Origin of the sequence: Enterobacter oligotrophicus, from assembly GCF_009176645.1 — a bacterium.
Lineage (GTDB): Bacteria > Pseudomonadota > Gammaproteobacteria > Enterobacterales > Enterobacteriaceae > Enterobacter > Enterobacter oligotrophicus.
Genome location: NZ_AP019007.1, coordinates 798,001 through 815,261, shown reverse-complemented (window position 1 = coordinate 815,261; position 17,261 = coordinate 798,001). Strand labels below are relative to the sequence as shown.

Here is a 17,261-nt window from a genome sequence, read left to right as displayed (position 1 = left end):
AAGACCATGACCACACAACGCCCTTTGATTTCTATCTATATGCCGACATGGAACCGTCAGCAGCTGGCGATCCGCGCGATTAAATCGGTATTACGTCAGGATTACGATAACTGGGAGCTGATCATCGTTGATGACTGTTCCTCCTCTTTCGAGCAACTGCAAAAATTCGTCGACGATCTCAACGACCCGCGGGTGGTGTATACGCACAACGCGATTAACTCCGGCGCGTGCGCGGTGCGTAATCAGGCGATTATGCAGGCGAAAGGGCAGTACCTGACCGGGATCGACGACGATGACGAATGGACGCCAAATCGTCTGTCGACCTTCCTGTCGCACAAGCATCAACTGGTCACGCACGCTTTCCTGTATGCCAACGACTATGTCTGCCAGGGCGAAGTGTACTCGCAGCCGGCGAGCCTGCCGTTGTACCCAAAGTCACCGTACTCGCGTCGCCTGTTTTACAAGCGCAACATCATTGGTAATCAGGTCTTTACCTGGGCCTGGCGCTTTAAAGAGTGCCTGTTCGATACCGAACTGAAGGCGGCGCAGGATTACGACATTTTCCTGCGCATGGTGGTGGAATACGGCGAACCGTGGAAAGTGGAAGAAGCCACGCAGATCCTGCACATCAACCACGGGGAGATGCAAATCACCTCCTCGCCGAAGAAGTTTTCGGGCTATTTCCACTTTTACCGTAAGCACAAGGACAAGTTCGACCGTGCCAGCCGTAAATATCAGCTCTTTACCCTCTATCAGATCCGCAACAAGCGCATGAACTGGCGCACGCTGCTGACGCTCTTCTCCGTGCGTAACGGCAAGCGTCTGGCTGATGGACTTCGGGGGAAATAATGTTTCTGGAAGATTGCCGCGCAAACAGCTGGAGCCTGCGCCCGTGCTGCATGGTTCTGGCGTACCGCATTGCGCACTTTTGCTCGGTGTGGCGTAAGAAAAACGTCCTGAACAATCTCTGGGCGGCACCGGTTCTGGTGCTGTACCGCATCATCACCGAATGCTTTTTCGGCTATGAAATTCAGGCTGCTGCCACCATTGGCCGCCGCTTTACCATTCACCACGGTTATGCGGTTGTCATCAACAAGTTCGTTGTCGCGGGTGATGATTTCACCATTCGCCATGCGGTGACCATCGGCAACCGTGGGCCGGACAGCCTGGCCTGCCCGGTGATCGGTAATAACGTCGAGCTGGGCGCTAACGTGGTGATGATTGGTGACATTACTGTGGGTAATAACGTCACCATCGGCGCAGGCAGCGTGGTGCTGGACAGCATCCCGGATAACGCGCTGGTGGTCGGGGAAAAAGCCCGCGTGAAGGTGATCAAATGAACATTCTGCAATTTAATGTGCGCCTCGCAGAGGGCGGGGCGGCAGGTGTTGCGCTGGATCTGCACCAGCGCGCGCTGCAAAAAGGGCTGCAGTCGCGCTTTGTCTACGGCTACGGCAAAGGCGGCAAGAAAAGCGTCAGCCATGATAATTATCCGCAGGTGCTCAAGCAGACGCCGCGTCTGACGTCGGTGGCAAATATTGCCCTGTTCCGCCTGTTTAACCGCGATCTGTTCGGTAATCTCAATAACCTCTACCGTACCGTGACCCGCACGTCCGGCCCGGTGGTGCTGCATTTTCACGTTCTGCACAGCTACTGGCTGAACCTGGAAGAGGTGGTAGCCTTTTGCGAGAAGGTGCAGGCGCACAAGCCGGACACCCGTTTTGTCTGGACGCTGCACGACCACTGGAGCGTCACCGGACGCTGTGCGTTTACGGACGGTTGTGAAGGCTGGAAGACTAACTGTCAGAAATGCCCGACCCTCACTAATTATCCGCCGGTTAAAGTGGACCGCGCGCACCAGCTGGTAGCCGGTAAACGCCAGCTGTTCCGCGATATGCTTTCGCTCGGCTGTACCTTTATCTCTCCCAGCCAGCATGTGGCAGATGCGTTCAACAGCCTGTACGGGGCAGGGCGCTGCAAAATCATCAATAACGGTATCGACGTGGCGACAGAAGAGATTCTGGCGGAACTGACCCCTGTAGCAGAAACCGCAGGCAAGCCGAAAATCGCCATTGTTGCGCACGATCTGCGCTACGACGGCAAAACTAACCAGCAGCTGGTGCGCGACATCATGGCGCTGGGCGATAAGATTGAGCTGCACACCTTCGGCAAATTTTCCCCGTTCGACGGGGCGAACGTGGTGAATCACGGCTTTGAAACCGACAAGCGCAAGCTGATGAGTGCCCTCAACGGGATGGATGCGCTGGTGTTCAGCTCGCGCGTGGACAACTACCCGCTGATCCTGTGCGAGGCGCTCTCTATCGGCGTGCCGGTGATTGCCACCCACAGTGATGCGGCCCGCGAAGTGCTGGAAAAATCGGGCGGAAAAACGTTCGCGGAGCAGGAGGTGCTGCCGCTGGTGCAGTTACCGAAGGCTGAGATCGCGCAGGCCGTTTTTGGCACTGACCTGGAATCGTTCCGCAACCGCAGCCGCAAGGCCTACAGTGGACAACAGATGCTGGAGGAATATGTCTCGTTCTATCAGAATCTGTAGTTATCTGCTGCTGCCGCTGATCTACCTGCTGGTCAACGTCAAAATTGCCCAGCTCGGCGAAAGTTTCCCGATTACCATCGTCACCTTTTTGCCCGTATTGCTACTGCTGTATGTCGACAAAATCAATCTGAAGAAGCTGATGATTGCCTTAGGGCTGGGTTTCGGCCTGACGGCATTTAACTACATCTTTGGTCAGTCGCTTGATGCCAGCAAATACGTCACCTCGACTATGCTGTTTGTTTATATTGTTATCATTATTGGCATGGTCTGGAGTATTCGCTTTAAAACTATTTCTCCGCACAATTATAGGAAAATCCTTAGGTTCTTTTATATTGTTGTCGGTCTCATCGTCATGCTTGCTGCGATGGAAATGGCGCAAATTATTTTGACCGGCGGCAGCAGCCTGATGGAAATAATTTCGAAGTATCTCATTTACAGTAACAGCTATGTACTGAACTTCATTAAGTTTGGGGGTAAGCGCACAACGGCGCTCTATTTTGAACCGGCATTTTTTGCTCTGGCATTAATCTCAATTTGGCTCAGCATCAAACAGTTCGGTATCAAAACGCCCAAGACAGATGCTATGATTCTTGCAGGGATCGTTCTGTCAGGATCGTTCTCAGGGGTAATGACATTTATTCTGTTTTACCTTCTGGAGTGGGCGTTCCAGTACCTGAACAAAGATGCGATTAAGAAAAAACTGCCGCTGGCGATTATCTCCCTGACGGTATTTTTAGTGGGTGTGATATTTGCCTTCCCGTACATCTCAGAACGTCTGGGCGATTTGGGAACGGAAGGTTCGTCATCTTATTATCGAATCATTGGGCCACTGGTGATGGTGGGTTATTCCTTAACCCATATAGATGGCGTAGTAAGATTCGGCTCACTTTACGAATATGTTGCATCATTCGGAATCTTTAACGGTGCGGATGTCGGTAAAACCATAGACAATGGCCTGTATCTGTTAATTATCTATTTTTCGTGGTTCGCCGTACTGTTGACGCTGTGGTATTTGTTTAAAGTTTTCAAAATGATGATTAACGCGTTTGGTGACAACCAGAATTTTCGCGTTCAGCTTTATCTTTTTACACCAGTGTCGTTGTTCTTTACGGGGTCAATATTTAGCCCGGAATATGCTTTCTTGATTGTCTGTCCGTTTATTTTGCGCAAAGCGCTGAATATTACGCGCGTATGACGAAATGAGGTGATTTATGTTTCTTAGCGTCATTACTGTCGCCTTTCGTAACTACGAAGGGGTGGTAAAAACCTGGCGCTCGCTGCGCAACCTGGCGCGCGATCCAAGCCTCACCTTTGAGTGGATTGTGGTCGACGGCGGTTCGAACGATGGTACGGCGGAGTTCCTGGAAAAACTCAACGGTGAGTTCAACTTACGTTATATCAGCGAGAAAGATAAAGGCATCTATGATGCGATGAATAAAGGCATTGCAATGGCGCAGGGGCGGTATGCCATCTTCCTGAATTCCGGCGATGTGTTCCATGATGATGTGGCACAGTTTGCCCGCCAGCTGGTGCGTCAGAAAGAAGAAGCCATGTTTATCGGTGATGCATTGCTGGACTTTGGTGAAGGGAATAAAGTGCTGCGCAGCGCGAAACCGGGTTGGTATATTTACCACAGTTTGCCCGCCAGCCATCAGGCCATTTTCTTCCCGGTAAAAGGCCTGAAAAAACAGCCATACGATTTGCAGTATAAAGTCTCTTCAGATTATGCGCTGGCCGCCAGTTTGTACAAGTCAGGTTATCCGTTCCGTCGAATTAAAGGGCTGGTGTCTGAATTTTCGATGGGTGGTGTGTCAACCTCTAATAATCTGGAATTATGTCAGGATGCAAAAAACGTGCAGCGTAAGATATTACGTGTGCCGGGCTTCTGGGCGGAATTATCTTATTTTCTGCGTCTGAAAACGACGGGTAAAGCAAAAGCCTTATATAACAAAGCCTGAAATATAAGGAAACGTAATGCAGGATTTAAACGGATTCTCCGTGCCGAAAGGTTTTCGGGGCGGGAACGGTATTAAAGTGCAGTTGTGGTGGGCGGTTCAGGCAACATTATTTGCCTGGTCGCCACAAATACTCTACCGCTGGCGCGCTTTTTTATTGCGTCTGTTTGGCGCAAAAATCGGAAAAAACGTAGTTATTCGTCCATCGGTCAAAATTACGTATCCCTGGAAATTAACGCTTGGGGATTATGCCTGGGTAGGGGATGACGCGGTGTTATATACCCTGGGCGATATTACGATTGGCGCGAATTCGGTGATTTCACAGAAATGTTATTTGTGTACCGGCAGCCATGATTTTATGAGCCTGCATTTTGATATTACCGCTTCGCCTGTTGTGATCGGTGAGAAATGCTGGCTGGCAACAGATGTGTTTGTTGCACCGGGTGTTTCTGTTGGCGATGGCACGGTAGTCGGTGCCCGCAGCAGCGTTTTTAAATCGCTACCGGCAAATAAGATTTGCCGTGGCAACCCCGCAGTGGTGATACGCGAACGCGTAGAAACTGAAAAACTTTGATAAGTACAGAGGAAATAAATATGTCTAAAGTCGCTCTCATCACCGGCGTTACCGGACAGGATGGTTCTTACCTGGCAGAATTGCTGCTTGAAAAAGGGTATGAAGTACACGGTATTAAGCGTCGTGCTTCGTCGTTCAACACTGAACGTGTGGACCATATTTACCAGGACCCGCATGCAGCAAACCCGAAATTCCACCTGCACTATGGCGACCTGACCGATACCTCCAACCTGACCCGCATCCTGCAGGAAGTGCAGCCGGATGAAGTCTACAACCTGGGTGCGATGAGCCACGTAGCGGTCTCCTTCGAATCTCCGGAATATACCGCTGACGTGGATGCCATGGGGACGCTGCGTCTGCTGGAAGCGATTCGTTTCCTTGGCCTTGAGAAGAAAACCCGTTTCTACCAGGCGTCTACCTCTGAGCTGTACGGCCTGGTACAGGAAATCCCGCAGAAAGAGACCACGCCGTTCTACCCGCGCTCGCCGTATGCGGTGGCGAAGCTGTACGCCTACTGGATCACCGTGAACTACCGTGAATCCTATGGCATGTACGCCTGTAACGGCATTCTGTTCAACCACGAATCCCCACGCCGCGGTGAAACCTTCGTCACCCGTAAAATCACCCGTGCGATCGCCAACATCGCGCAGGGTCTGGAGTCTTGCCTGCACCTCGGCAACATGGATTCCCTGCGTGACTGGGGCCATGCGAAAGACTACGTGAAAATGCAGTGGATGATGCTGCAGCAGGACAAACCAGAAGACTTCGTGATTGCAACCGGCGTGCAGTATTCCGTGCGTCAGTTCGTGGAAATGGCTGCCGCGCAGCTGGGCATCAAACTGCGCTTCGAAGGCACCGGTGTTGAAGAAAAAGGCATTGTGGTGTCCGTGACCGGCCACGACGCACCGGGCGTGAAGCCGGGCGACGTTATCGTTCAGGTTGATCCGCGCTACTTCCGTCCTGCGGAAGTGGAAACCCTGCTGGGCGATCCAACCAAAGCGCACGAGAAACTGGGCTGGAAACCGGAAACCACGCTGCAGGAGATGGTTTCTGAGATGGTGGCCAAAGATCTTGAAGCAGCGAAAAAACACTCCCTGCTTAAGTCTCATGGCTACGAGGTTGCCATCGCGCTGGAGTCTTAAGAATGACAAAACAACGTATTTTTGTCGCCGGTCATCGCGGAATGGTGGGTTCCGCGATTGTTCGCCAGCTTGAGCAGCGCGGCGACGTGGAGGTCATTGTCCGCACGCGCGACGAGCTGAACCTGCTCGACAGCAAAGCGGTACAGGACTTCTTTGCCAACGAACGTATTGACCAGGTGTATCTGGCGGCGGCAAAGGTGGGCGGCATTGTCGCTAACAATACCTATCCGGCAGATTTCATCTACGAAAATATGATGATTGAGAGCAACATCATTCACGCGGCACACCTGCACAACGTGAACAAGCTGCTGTTCCTCGGCTCATCCTGTATCTACCCGAAAATGGCGAAGCAGCCAATCGCGGAGAGCGAACTGCTTCAGGGCACGCTTGAAGCGACCAACGAACCCTACGCGATTGCCAAGATTGCCGGGATCAAGCTGTGCGAATCCTACAACCGTCAGTATAACCGCGACTATCGCTCGGTGATGCCGACCAACCTGTACGGGCCGCACGACAACTTCCATCCGAGCAACTCGCACGTGATCCCGGCGCTGCTGCGTCGTTTTCATGAAGCGGCTGTGGAAAACGCGCCAGATGTGGTGGTGTGGGGCAGTGGTACGCCAATGCGTGAATTCCTGCATGTGGATGATATGGCAGCGGCCAGCATTCACGTGATGGAGCTGGATCGCGAAGTGTGGCAGGAGAACACCGAGCCGATGCTGTCGCACATTAACGTCGGTACCGGCGTGGATTGCACCATTCGCGAGCTGGCGCAAACCATCGCGCAGGTGGTGGGCTACAAAGGCCGCGTGGTGTTTGACGCCACCAAACCGGACGGCACGCCGCGCAAACTGCTGGACGTGACGCGTCTGCACCAGTTGGGCTGGTATCACGAGGTGTCACTGGAACAGGGGCTGGCCAGCACCTGGCAGTGGTTCCTCGAAAACCAGCACCGCTTCCGGGGGTAATGATGTTTTTAAGTCAGGAAGATTTTGCCACGGTAGTCCGTTCCACTCCGCTTATCTCAATTGATTTGATTGTGGAGAACGAACGCGGCGAGTTCTTGCTGGGGAAACGAACCAACCGTCCTGCACAGGGCTTCTGGTTCGTGCCCGGCGGGCGCGTGCAGAAGGATGAGACGCTCACCGATGCTTTTGAGCGTCTCACTCTGGCGGAACTGGGCCTGCAACTGCCGATGGCAGCGGGCCAGTTTTACGGGGTCTGGCAGCACTTCTATGACGATAACTTTTCGGGCACCGGATTCTCCACGCACTACATCGTGCTGGGGTTCCGCCTGAAGGTGAGTGAGGCAGACCTGCGTCTGCCTGATTCTCAGCATGACGACTACCGCTGGCAGAGGCCAGAGGCGTTGCTGGCCAGTGACAATGTGCACGACAACAGCCGTGCCTATTTCCTGGCCGATCGTCAGTCCGGAGTGCCGGGCTTATGAAAATTTTGGTGTATGGAATCAACTACTCGCCGGAGCTAACCGGTATCGGGAAATACACCGGCGAGATGGTCGAGTGGATGGCGAGCCAGGGACATGACGTGCGGGTCATTACCGCGCCGCCGTACTACCCGGAGTGGAAGGTGGGCGAGCGCTACTCAAGCTGGCGCTACCGCCGTGAAGAGGGGGCCGCGACCGTATGGCGTTGCCCGCTCTACGTGCCGAAGCAGCCTTCGACGCTGAAACGTTTAATTCATCTGGGCAGCTTTGCCCTGAGCAGTTTTTTCCCGCTGATGGCGCAGCGTCGCTGGAAGCCGGATCGCATTATCGGCGTGGTGCCGACGCTGTTTTGCACGCCAGGCATGCGCCTGCTGGGCAAACTCTCCGGCGCGCGCACCCTGCTGCACATTCAGGATTATGAAGTGGACGCCATGCTCGGCCTGGGAATGGCAGGTAAAAGCAAAGGCGGCAAGGTGGCGAAGCTCGCCAGCGCCTTTGAGCGAAGCGGCCTGCATAACGTCGATTACGTTTCGACCATTTCGCGCTCGATGATGAACAAAGCCCAGGAGAAGGGCGTGGCGGCGGAGAAAGTGATCTTCTTCCCGAACTGGTCCGAAGTGGCGCGTTTTCGCGACGTGACGGACAGCGACGCGCAGGCGCTACGTGCTCAGCTCGGTTTGCCTGACGACCAAAAAATCATTCTTTACTCAGGCAACATCGGCGAAAAGCAGGGGCTGGAGAGCGTCATTGAAGCGGCACAACAGCTTAGCAAACATTCATGGATGTTTGTGATTGTCGGGCAGGGCGGCGGGAAAGCGCGGCTGGAGAAAATGGCAAGCGAACGCGGCCTGACCAACGTGAAATTCTTCCCGCTTCAGTCTTACGAGGCTTTGCCTGCGCTGCTGAAGATGGGCGACTGTCACCTGGTGGTGCAAAAGCGCGGCGCGGCGGATGCGGTGCTGCCATCGAAGCTCACCAACATTCTGGCTGTGGGCGGTAACGCAGTGATCACCGCCGAGCCTGAAACGGAATTAGGCCAGCTGTGCGACAGCTATCCCGGTATTGCCGTTTGCGTGGAGCCGGAATCGGTTTCCGCACTGGTGACCGGCATTGAACAGGCACTTGCCATGCCAAAAGTGAACACGGTGGCACGTGAATATGCCGAACGCACGCTCGAAAAAGAGAACGTGCTGAGCCAATTTATTGCAGATATACGGGGATAAATCATGAGTCAAACCACTTTGTATCCGGTTGTGATGGCAGGTGGCTCTGGTAGCCGGTTGTGGCCGCTGTCCCGCGTGCTCTATCCAAAACAGTTCCTCTGCCTGAAAGGGGACCTCACCATGCTGCAAACGACGGTCAACCGTCTGCACGGCGTGGAGTGTGAAAGCCCGGTGGTGATTTGTAACGAACAGCACCGCTTTATCGTTGCCGAGCAGCTGCGCCAGCTGAACAAACTCACAGAAAATATCATTCTGGAGCCTGCCGGACGTAACACCGCCCCCGCGATTGCCCTTGCGGCGCTGGCGGCAAAACGCAGCAGCCCGGATTGCGACCCGCTGATGCTGGTGCTGGCGGCAGACCACGTGATTCAGCAGGAAGAGGCCTTCCGTGACGCGGTGCGCGCGGCGATCCCTTACGCTGAAAGCGGCAAACTGGTGACTTTCGGCATCGTGCCGGACCTGCCGGAAACCGGCTACGGCTATATTCGTCGTGGTCCGGTGACGCCGGGTGAAGGTGACAGTGTGGCGTTTGATGTGGCGCAGTTTGTTGAAAAACCGAATCTTGAAACCGCGCAGGCCTACGTCGCCAGCGGTGAATATTACTGGAACAGTGGGATGTTCCTGTTCCGCGCCGGGCGCTATCTGGAAGAGTTACAGAAATATCGCCCGGATATCTTAAGCGCCTGCGAAAAAGCGATGGATGTGACTGATCCGGATCTCGACTTTATCCGTGTCGATGAACAGGCGTTTCTGGCCTGCCCGGAAGAGTCCATTGACTACGCGGTGATGGAGCGCACTGCCGATGCTGTGGTCGTGCCGATGGATGCAGGCTGGAGCGACGTGGGCTCCTGGTCATCTCTGTGGGAGATCAGCGCGCATACCCCGGAGGGTAACGTCCACCATGGGGATGTGATCAGCCACAAAACGGAAAACAGTTACGTCTACGCTGAATCCGGCCTGGTCACCACGGTGGGCGTGAAGGATCTGGTGGTTGTACAAACCAAAGACGCCGTGCTGATTGCCGACCGTAACGCCGTACAGGACGTGAAAAAAGTCGTTGAGCAAATCAAAGCCGATGGCCGTCATGAGCACCATATCCACCGCGAAGTGTACCGTCCGTGGGGCAAATATGACTCTATCGACGCAGGCGAGCGTTACCAGGTGAAACGCATCACCGTGAAGCCGGGCGAAGGGCTGTCGGTACAGATGCATCATCACCGTGCGGAACACTGGGTGGTGGTGGCGGGAACCGCCAAAGTGACCATCGACGGTGAGGTCAAACTGCTGGGTGAGAACGAGTCTGTCTATATTCCGCTGGGGGCGACGCACTGCCTGGAAAACCCAGGAAAAATTCCTCTCGACTTAATTGAAGTGCGCTCCGGTTCGTACCTGGAAGAGGACGATATTGTCCGTTTCCAGGACCGATACGGGCGAGTGTAGCGCTCACGCATCTTGCCCGGTGGCGCTGCGCTTACCGGGCCTACGAATGACAAAAATAAATCAGGCCATTACATGGTCAGGGCCAACTGTTGCCTGAAAAAGGGGTCATCATGGAAAAATTAACCTGTTTCAAAGCCTACGATATTCGCGGCAAGCTGGGCGAAGAGCTGAATGAAGACATTGCGTGGCGTATTGGCCGCGCGTACGGCGAATATTTAAAACCTAAGACTATCGTACTGGGCGGCGACGTGCGCCTGACCAGCGAGTCCCTGAAGCTGGCGCTGGCGAAAGGCCTGCAGGACGCGGGCGTGGACGTGCTGGACATCGGCCTTTCCGGGACCGAGGAGATCTATTTCGCGACGTTCCACCTCGGCGTGGACGGCGGTATCGAAGTGACCGCCAGCCATAATCCGATGGACTACAACGGCATGAAGCTGGTGCGTAAGGGCGCGCGTCCGATCAGCGGTGACACCGGCCTGCGCGACGTGCAGCGTCTGGCGGAGGCCAATGATTTCCCGCCAGTGAACGACGCAAAACGCGGCAGCTATAAGCAGATCGACCTGCGCAGCGCGTATATCGACCACCTGCTGGGCTACATCAACGTGGCGAACCTTAAGCCGCTGAAGCTGGTGATTAACTCCGGTAACGGTGCCGCCGGCCCGGTGGTGGATGCGCTGGAAGCGCGTTTTAAGGCGCTGAACGTGCCGGTTTCCTTCATCAAAGTCCATAACACGCCAGACGGTAACTTCCCGAACGGCATTCCTAACCCGCTGCTGCCGGAGTGCCGCGACGACACCCGTAACGCGGTAATCGAACACGGTGCGGATATGGGCATCGCCTTTGACGGCGATTTTGACCGCTGCTTCCTGTTCGACGAGAACGGCCAGTTCATCGAAGGCTACTACATTGTCGGCCTGCTGGCGGAAGCGTTCCTTGAGAAAAACCCAGGGGCAAAAATCATCCACGATCCGCGCCTCTCCTGGAACACCGTTGACGTGGTGAGTGCGGCTGGCGGCCAGCCGGTGATGTCGAAAACCGGTCACGCCTTTATCAAAGAACGTATGCGTGAAGAAGATGCGATATACGGCGGCGAGATGAGCGCCCACCACTACTTCCGTGACTTTGCCTATTGCGACAGCGGGATGATCCCGTGGCTGCTGGTGACCGAGCTGCTGTGCCTGAAAGGGCAGACCCTCGGCGAACTGGTGCGCGACCGCATGGCGGCGTTCCCGGCGAGCGGCGAAATTAACAGCAAGCTGGCGGCACCTGCCGAGGCTATCGCCCGCGTGGAGCAGCACTTTGCCCTCCACGCGCTGGAGATTGACCGTACCGACGGCATCAGCATGGCGTTCCCGCAGTGGCGCTTCAATTTACGTTCCTCTAATACCGAGCCGGTGGTGCGCCTGAACGTGGAATCCCGTGCCGACGCGGCGCTGATGGAAGCGCGAACGAAAGACATTCTGGCGCTGTTGAATCAGTAAATCTTGCCCCCCTCCCGTTGGGAGGGGGGAACCGAAAACAGGAACAACGATGACGAATCTAAAAAAGCGCGAGCGAGCGAGAACGAATGCATCGTTAATCTCTATGGTGCAGCGTTTTTCTGATATCACCATCATGGTCGGCGGATTGTGGGCGGTGTGTCGGATCAGCGGGCAATCATTCTTGTACATGCATCTGCTGATGGCGTTGATAGCGTTGGTGGTGTTTCAGATGATCGGCGGGATGACGGATTTTTACCGCTCATGGCGCGGCGTAAAAATCACCACCGAGCTGATGCTTCTCCTGCAAAACTGGACCTTAAGCCTGATTTTCAGCGCCGGGCTGGTGGCGTTTAGCCATGATTTTGATAACCGCCTCGTGACCTACCTGTGCTGGTATCTGTTGACCAGTGTCGGCATGGTGGTGTGTCGCTCCCTGATTCGCTTTGGTGCTGGCTGGCTGCGTAATCGCGGTTATAACCGCCGCTTCGTCGCCGTGGCAGGTGATTTGCCGGTCGGGCAGGTGTTGCTCGACAGCTTCCGTAAAGAGCCGTGGCTGGGTTTTGAAGTGGTGGGTATCTACCACGATGCGAAGCCAGGCGGCGTGCCTTCAGACTGGGCGGGTAACTACGAGCAGTTGATTGACGACGCGAAAGCCGGAAAAATTCACAACGTCTATATCGCCATGCAGATGAAGGATGAATCCCGCATCAAAAAACTGATGCGCGAACTGGCGGACACCACCTGCTCGGTGATCCTCATTCCGGATGTCTTTACCTTTAATATTCTTCATTCACGTATTGAAGAAGTGAACGGTGTCCCCGTTGTGCCGCTGTATGACACGCCGTTGTCGGGTATCAACCGCCTGCTGAAACGCGGCGAAGATATTGTGCTCTCCTCTCTGATCCTGCTGCTGATCTCCCCGGTGCTGTGCTGCATTGCACTGGCGGTGAAAATCAGCTCTCCCGGCCCGGTTATCTTCCGCCAGACCCGCTACGGCATGGATGGCAAGCCGATTATGGTGTGGAAATTCCGCTCCATGAAGGTAATGGAAAACGACAAGGTGGTGACTCAGGCGACGCAGAACGATCCGCGTGTAACCCGTGTGGGCAACTTCCTGCGCCGAACTTCGCTCGATGAGCTGCCGCAGTTCATTAACGTGTTCACCGGTGGAATGTCGATTGTCGGGCCACGTCCACACGCCGTCGCGCATAACGAGCAGTATCGCTCGCTGATTGAAGGCTACATGTTGCGCCATAAAGTGAAGCCTGGGATTACCGGCTGGGCGCAGATTAACGGCTGGCGCGGCGAGACCGACACGCTGGAAAAAATGGAAAAACGTATTGAGTTCGACCTGGAGTACATCCGCGAGTGGAGCCTCTGGTTCGATATCAAGATTGTTTTTCTGACCATTTTCAAAGGCTTCGTGAACAAAGCGGCGTACTAAGATGAGCTTACGTGAAAAAACCATCAGCGGCGCGAAGTGGTCAGCGATGGCGACCATCGTCATCATTGGCCTCGGTCTGGTGCAGATGACGGTGCTGGCGCGCATTATCGATAACCACCAGTTCGGTCTGCTGACCGTTTCGCTGGTGATTATCGCGCTGGCCGATACGCTGTCTGACTTTGGTATTGCCAACTCAATTATCCAGCGTAAAGAGATCAGCCATCTGGAGCTGACCACGCTCTACTGGCTGAACGTCGGGTTAGGCATCTTCGTGTTTGTGCTGGTGTTTCTGCTGAGCGACACCATCGCCAGCGTGTTGCATAATCCGGATCTCGCGCCGCTTATGCGCACGCTGTCGTTTGCCTTTGTCGTGATCCCGCATGGGCAACAGTTCCGCGCGCTGATGCAAAAAGAGCTGGAGTTCAACAAGATCGGCATGATTGAGACCAGCGCGGTACTGGCTGGCTTTACCTTCACCGTGGTCAGCGCCCATTTCTGGCCGCTGGCGATGACCGCCATCCTCGGTTATCTGGTGAACTCTGCTGTGCGCACGCTGCTGTTCGGCTATTTTGGCCGCAAGATTTACCGTCCGGGGCTGCACTTCTCGCTGGCGTCCGTCTCATCCAACCTGCGTTTTGGCGCGTGGCTGACCGCCGACAGCATTATTAACTACGTCAATACCAACCTCTCGACGCTGGTGCTGGCGCGCATTCTGGGGGCGAGCGTCGCGGGGGGCTACAACCTGGCCTATAACGTCGCGGTCGTGCCGCCGATGAAGCTGAACCCGATTATCACCCGCGTGCTGTTCCCGGCCTTCGCCAAGATCCAGGACGACACCGAGAAGCTGCGCGTTAACTTCTACAAGCTGCTCTCCGTGGTGGGCATCATCAACTTCCCGGTGCTGCTGGGACTGATGGTGGTTTCCAGTAACTTTGTGCCGCTGGTGTTCGGTGAGAAATGGGACAGCATTGTGCCAATCCTGCAACTGCTGTGCGTGGTGGGGCTGCTGCGCTCCGTGGGTAACCCGATTGGTTCCCTGCTGATGGCAAAAGCTCGCGTCGATATCAGCTTCAAATTCAATGTGTTCAAAACCTTCCTGTTTATTCCGGCGATTATCGTCGGGGGGCATATGGCGGGGGCAATCGGCGTGACGCTCGGCTTCCTGCTGGTGCAGATCATCAACACCGTATTGAGCTACTTCGTGATGATCAAGCCGGTGCTGGGCTCCAGCTATCGGCAGTACATCCTGAGCCTGTGGCTGCCGTTCTATCTCTCGTTGCCGACCCTGGCGGTGAGCTACGGTCTGGGCATTATCCTCAGCGGGCATCTGCCGCTGGCCGCGCTGCTGGCGGTGCAGGTTGCCGCTGGCGCGCTGGCGTTCGGCGTGATGATTGTGCTGTCTCGCAATGCGCTGGTGGTGGAGATGAAGCGCCAGTTTTGCCGTAACGAAAAAATGAAAACGCTGCTTCGCGCAGGCTAGTTATTTAAGAGGCCATTATGAAATTATTAATTCTTGGCAACCATACCTGCGGCAACCGTGGCGACAGTGCCATTCTGCGCGGTTTACTGGATGCAATTAACACCCTTGAGCCTGAGACAGAAGTGGATGTGATGAGCCGTTACCCGGTCAGCTCATCCTGGTTACTGAACCGCCCGGTGATGGGCGACCCGCTCTACAGCCAGATGAAACAGCACAACAATGCCGCGGGCGTGATGGGGCGCGTGAAGAAAGTGTTGCGTCGTCGCTACCAGCACCAGGTGCTGCTTTCCCGTGTGACCGATACCGGCAAGCTGCGTAACATCGCGATTGCCCAGGGCTTTACTGATTTTGTTCGTCTGTTGTCGGGGTATGACGCCATTATTCAGGTCGGCGGCTCGTTCTTCGTCGATCTCTATGGCGTGCCGCAATTTGAGCATGCGCTCTGCACCTTTATGGCGAAAAAACCGCTGTTTATGATTGGTCACAGCGTGGGGCCATTCCAGGACCCGCAGTTTAACCAACTGGCGAACTACGTATTTGGTCATTGTGATGCGCTGATCCTGCGTGAATCCGTGAGCCTTGATCTGATGAAGCGCAGCGAAATCGACACGTCAAAAGTGGAACACGGCGTGGATACCGCCTGGCTGGTGGATCACCAGGAAGAGCATTTCCAGCCGAGCTATGCGGTGCAGCACTGGCTGAACGTGGCGGCAAAACAGAAAACCGTCGCCATTACCCTGCGCGAGCTTGCGCCATTTGATAAACGTCTCGGCACCACGCAGGCGGCCTATGAGAAAGCGTTCGCCGACGTGGTGAACCGCGTGCTGGACAGCGGTTACCAGGTGCTGGCGCTCTCAACCTGTACCGGTATCGATAGCTACAACAAAGATGACCGCATGGTGGCGCTCAACCTGCGCAATTTGGTTAACGATCCGTCCCGTTATCACGTGGTGATGGACGAACTGAACGACCTTGAGATGGGCAAACTGCTCTCCGCCTGTGACCTGACCGTCGGCACGCGTCTGCACTCGGCCATTATCTCGATGAACTTCGGCACGCCAGCCATTGCGATTAACTATGAGCATAAGTCTGCGGGCATTATGCAGCAGCTTGGTATGCCGGAAATGGCCGTTGATATCCGTCATCTGCTGGATGGTTCTCTGGGGGCGATGGTGGGCGACACGCTCGGACAACTGCCTGCCATTAACGAACGCCTGGCCGTGGCGGTGAAGGCCGAGCGCGAAAAAGGCATCGGCATGGTGAAATCGGTACTCGATCGCGTCGGGGAGGGGAAATGAAGGTTGGTTTCTTCTTACTGAAATTTCCGCTGTCGTCAGAAACCTTTGTGCTGAACCAAATCACCGCGTTTATCGATATGGGATATGACGTGGAGATTATCGCCCTGCAGAAGGGCGATACGCAAAACACCCATGCGGCGTATACCCAGTATGGGCTGGAAGCGAAAACCCGCTGGCTGCAGGATGAGCCTGGCGGACGGATGAACAAACTGCGCTACCGTGCCAGCCAGACATTGCGCGGGCTTCACCGCGCAGCAACGTGGCGGGCGCTGAATGTGTCCCGCTACGGCGCGGAATCCCGCAACCTGATCCTCTCCGCCATTTGCGGCCAGACCGCTCAGCCGTATCGCGCTGATGTGTTTATCGCGCATTTTGGTCCGGCGGGCGTAACGGCAGCAAAGTTACGTGAATTGGGCGTGATTGAGGGGAAGATTGCGACTATTTTCCACGGCATTGATATCTCCAGCCGTGAAGTGTTGAACCACTACACGCCGGAGTATCAGCAGCTTTTCCGTCGCGGCGACATGATGCTGCCGATTAGCGAACTGTGGGCCGGACGCCTGAAAACGATGGGGTGTCCGAGTGAAAAAATTACCGTCTCGCGGATGGGGGTTGATATGGAGCGCTTCACGCTGCGCCCGGTAAAGGCCCCAGGAAAGCCTTTGCAGATCATCTCTGTGGCGCGCCTGACGGAAAAGAAAGGGCTGCATGTGGCTATTGAAGCCTGCCGTCAGTTAAAAGCGCGCGGCGTTGATTTCCACTATCGCATTCTGGGGATAGGGCCCTGGGAGCGCCGCCTGCGCACGCTTATTGAGCAGTATCAACTGGACGACGTTGTGGAAATGCCTGGCTTCAAGCCGAGCCATGAAGTGAAGGCGATGCTCGATGAAGCGGACGTCTTCCTGCTGCCGTCCGTGACCGGTGCGGATGGCGATATGGAAGGCATTCCGGTGGCGCTGATGGAGGCGATGGCGGTGGGCATTCCAGTGGTGTCCACGTTACACAGCGGTATCCCGGAACTGATCAAATCTGACTATTCCGGCTGGCTGGTGCCTGAAAACAATGCCCTGGCGCTGGCCGATCGTCTGGCGGCATTCAGTGATATCGACCAGCAGGCGCTGGCCCCTGTGCTGCGCAATGCCCGACAAAAAGTCGAGGCAGATTTTAACCAGCAGGTGATTAATCGCCAGTTAGCAAGCCTGCTGCAAACGTTGTAACGCCGA

Annotated in this window: 16 protein-coding genes; all 16 read left to right on the top strand. The window is 55.2% G+C overall.

Features of this window, described 5'->3' with window-relative positions:
• Nucleotides 1–6: 6 nt before the first annotated feature.
• The 16 genes from wcaA to wcaL all read left to right on the top strand — a co-directional run bounded on the left by wcaA (nt 7) and on the right by wcaL (nt 17,255).
• Nucleotides 7–849, top strand: a complete 843-nt coding sequence (wcaA, locus tag EoCCA6_RS03930; protein ID WP_152081562.1) for a colanic acid biosynthesis glycosyltransferase WcaA — start codon at nt 7–9, stop codon at nt 847–849.
• Nucleotides 849–1,340 (top strand): colanic acid biosynthesis acetyltransferase WcaB, encoded by a 492-nt coding sequence (gene wcaB, locus EoCCA6_RS03925; protein WP_152081561.1) that lies wholly within the window; start codon nt 849–851, stop codon nt 1,338–1,340. The genes wcaA and wcaB overlap by 1 nt, the downstream gene beginning before the upstream one ends.
• A complete protein-coding gene (gene wcaC, locus EoCCA6_RS03920) occupies nt 1,337–2,554 on the top strand; it encodes a colanic acid biosynthesis glycosyltransferase WcaC (protein WP_152081560.1) in 1,218 nt (405 codons plus the stop codon). Before wcaB ends, wcaC begins: the two co-directional genes overlap by 4 nt.
• Nucleotides 2,529–3,749 (top strand): colanic acid polymerase WcaD, encoded by a 1,221-nt coding sequence (gene wcaD / locus EoCCA6_RS03915; RefSeq protein ID WP_152081559.1) that lies wholly within the window; start codon nt 2,529–2,531, stop codon nt 3,747–3,749. The genes wcaC and wcaD overlap by 26 nt, the downstream gene beginning before the upstream one ends.
• A gap of 16 nt (nt 3,750–3,765) precedes the next feature.
• Nucleotides 3,766–4,512: a colanic acid biosynthesis glycosyltransferase WcaE gene (wcaE, locus tag EoCCA6_RS03910; protein ID WP_152081558.1), complete on the top strand. Its 747-nt coding sequence runs from the start codon at nt 3,766–3,768 to the stop codon at nt 4,510–4,512.
• Nucleotides 4,513–4,528: 16 nt separating this feature from the next.
• Nucleotides 4,529–5,083, top strand: coding sequence for a colanic acid biosynthesis acetyltransferase WcaF (wcaF, locus tag EoCCA6_RS03905; protein WP_152081557.1), 555 nt, complete (start codon nt 4,529–4,531; stop codon nt 5,081–5,083).
• 20 nt (nt 5,084–5,103) lie between these two features.
• The gene (gmd, locus tag EoCCA6_RS03900; protein ID WP_025758730.1) at nt 5,104–6,225 is read left to right on the top strand and encodes a GDP-mannose 4,6-dehydratase; all 1,122 of its coding nucleotides are present in this window, start codon (nt 5,104–5,106) and stop codon (nt 6,223–6,225) included.
• A 2-nt stretch (nt 6,226–6,227) separates the two neighbouring features.
• Nucleotides 6,228–7,193, top strand: coding sequence for a GDP-L-fucose synthase (gene fcl / locus EoCCA6_RS03895; protein ID WP_152081556.1), 966 nt, complete (start codon nt 6,228–6,230; stop codon nt 7,191–7,193).
• A 2-nt stretch (nt 7,194–7,195) separates the two neighbouring features.
• A complete protein-coding gene (locus EoCCA6_RS03890) occupies nt 7,196–7,675 on the top strand; it encodes a GDP-mannose mannosyl hydrolase (protein WP_152084395.1) in 480 nt (159 codons plus the stop codon).
• Nucleotides 7,672–8,895, top strand: coding sequence for a colanic acid biosynthesis fucosyltransferase WcaI (gene wcaI / locus EoCCA6_RS03885; protein ID WP_152081555.1), 1,224 nt, complete (start codon nt 7,672–7,674; stop codon nt 8,893–8,895). Before EoCCA6_RS03890 ends, wcaI begins: the two co-directional genes overlap by 4 nt.
• 3 nt (nt 8,896–8,898) lie before the next feature.
• Nucleotides 8,899–10,335, top strand: a complete 1,437-nt coding sequence (gene cpsB / locus EoCCA6_RS03880) for a mannose-1-phosphate guanyltransferase (RefSeq protein ID WP_152081554.1) — start codon at nt 8,899–8,901, stop codon at nt 10,333–10,335.
• A gap of 110 nt (nt 10,336–10,445) precedes the next feature.
• Nucleotides 10,446–11,816, top strand: a complete 1,371-nt coding sequence (cpsG, locus tag EoCCA6_RS03875; RefSeq protein WP_152081553.1) for a colanic acid biosynthesis phosphomannomutase CpsG — start codon at nt 10,446–10,448, stop codon at nt 11,814–11,816.
• Nucleotides 11,817–11,865: 49 nt separating this feature from the next.
• Nucleotides 11,866–13,260, top strand: coding sequence for an undecaprenyl-phosphate glucose phosphotransferase (gene wcaJ / locus EoCCA6_RS03870; RefSeq protein ID WP_152081552.1), 1,395 nt, complete (start codon nt 11,866–11,868; stop codon nt 13,258–13,260).
• Between the two features lies 1 nt (nt 13,261).
• Nucleotides 13,262–14,740, top strand: a complete 1,479-nt coding sequence (wzxC, locus tag EoCCA6_RS03865; RefSeq protein ID WP_152081551.1) for a colanic acid undecaprenyl disphosphate flippase WzxC — start codon at nt 13,262–13,264, stop codon at nt 14,738–14,740.
• 17 nt (nt 14,741–14,757) lie between these two features.
• On the top strand, nt 14,758–16,038 hold the full coding sequence (gene wcaK, locus EoCCA6_RS03860; RefSeq protein WP_152081550.1) for a colanic acid biosynthesis pyruvyl transferase WcaK: 1,281 nt from the start codon (nt 14,758–14,760) through the stop codon (nt 16,036–16,038).
• Nucleotides 16,035–17,255: a colanic acid biosynthesis glycosyltransferase WcaL gene (gene wcaL / locus EoCCA6_RS03855; protein WP_152081549.1), complete on the top strand. Its 1,221-nt coding sequence runs from the start codon at nt 16,035–16,037 to the stop codon at nt 17,253–17,255. Before wcaK ends, wcaL begins: the two co-directional genes overlap by 4 nt.
• Nucleotides 17,256–17,261: the final 6 nt, after the last annotated feature.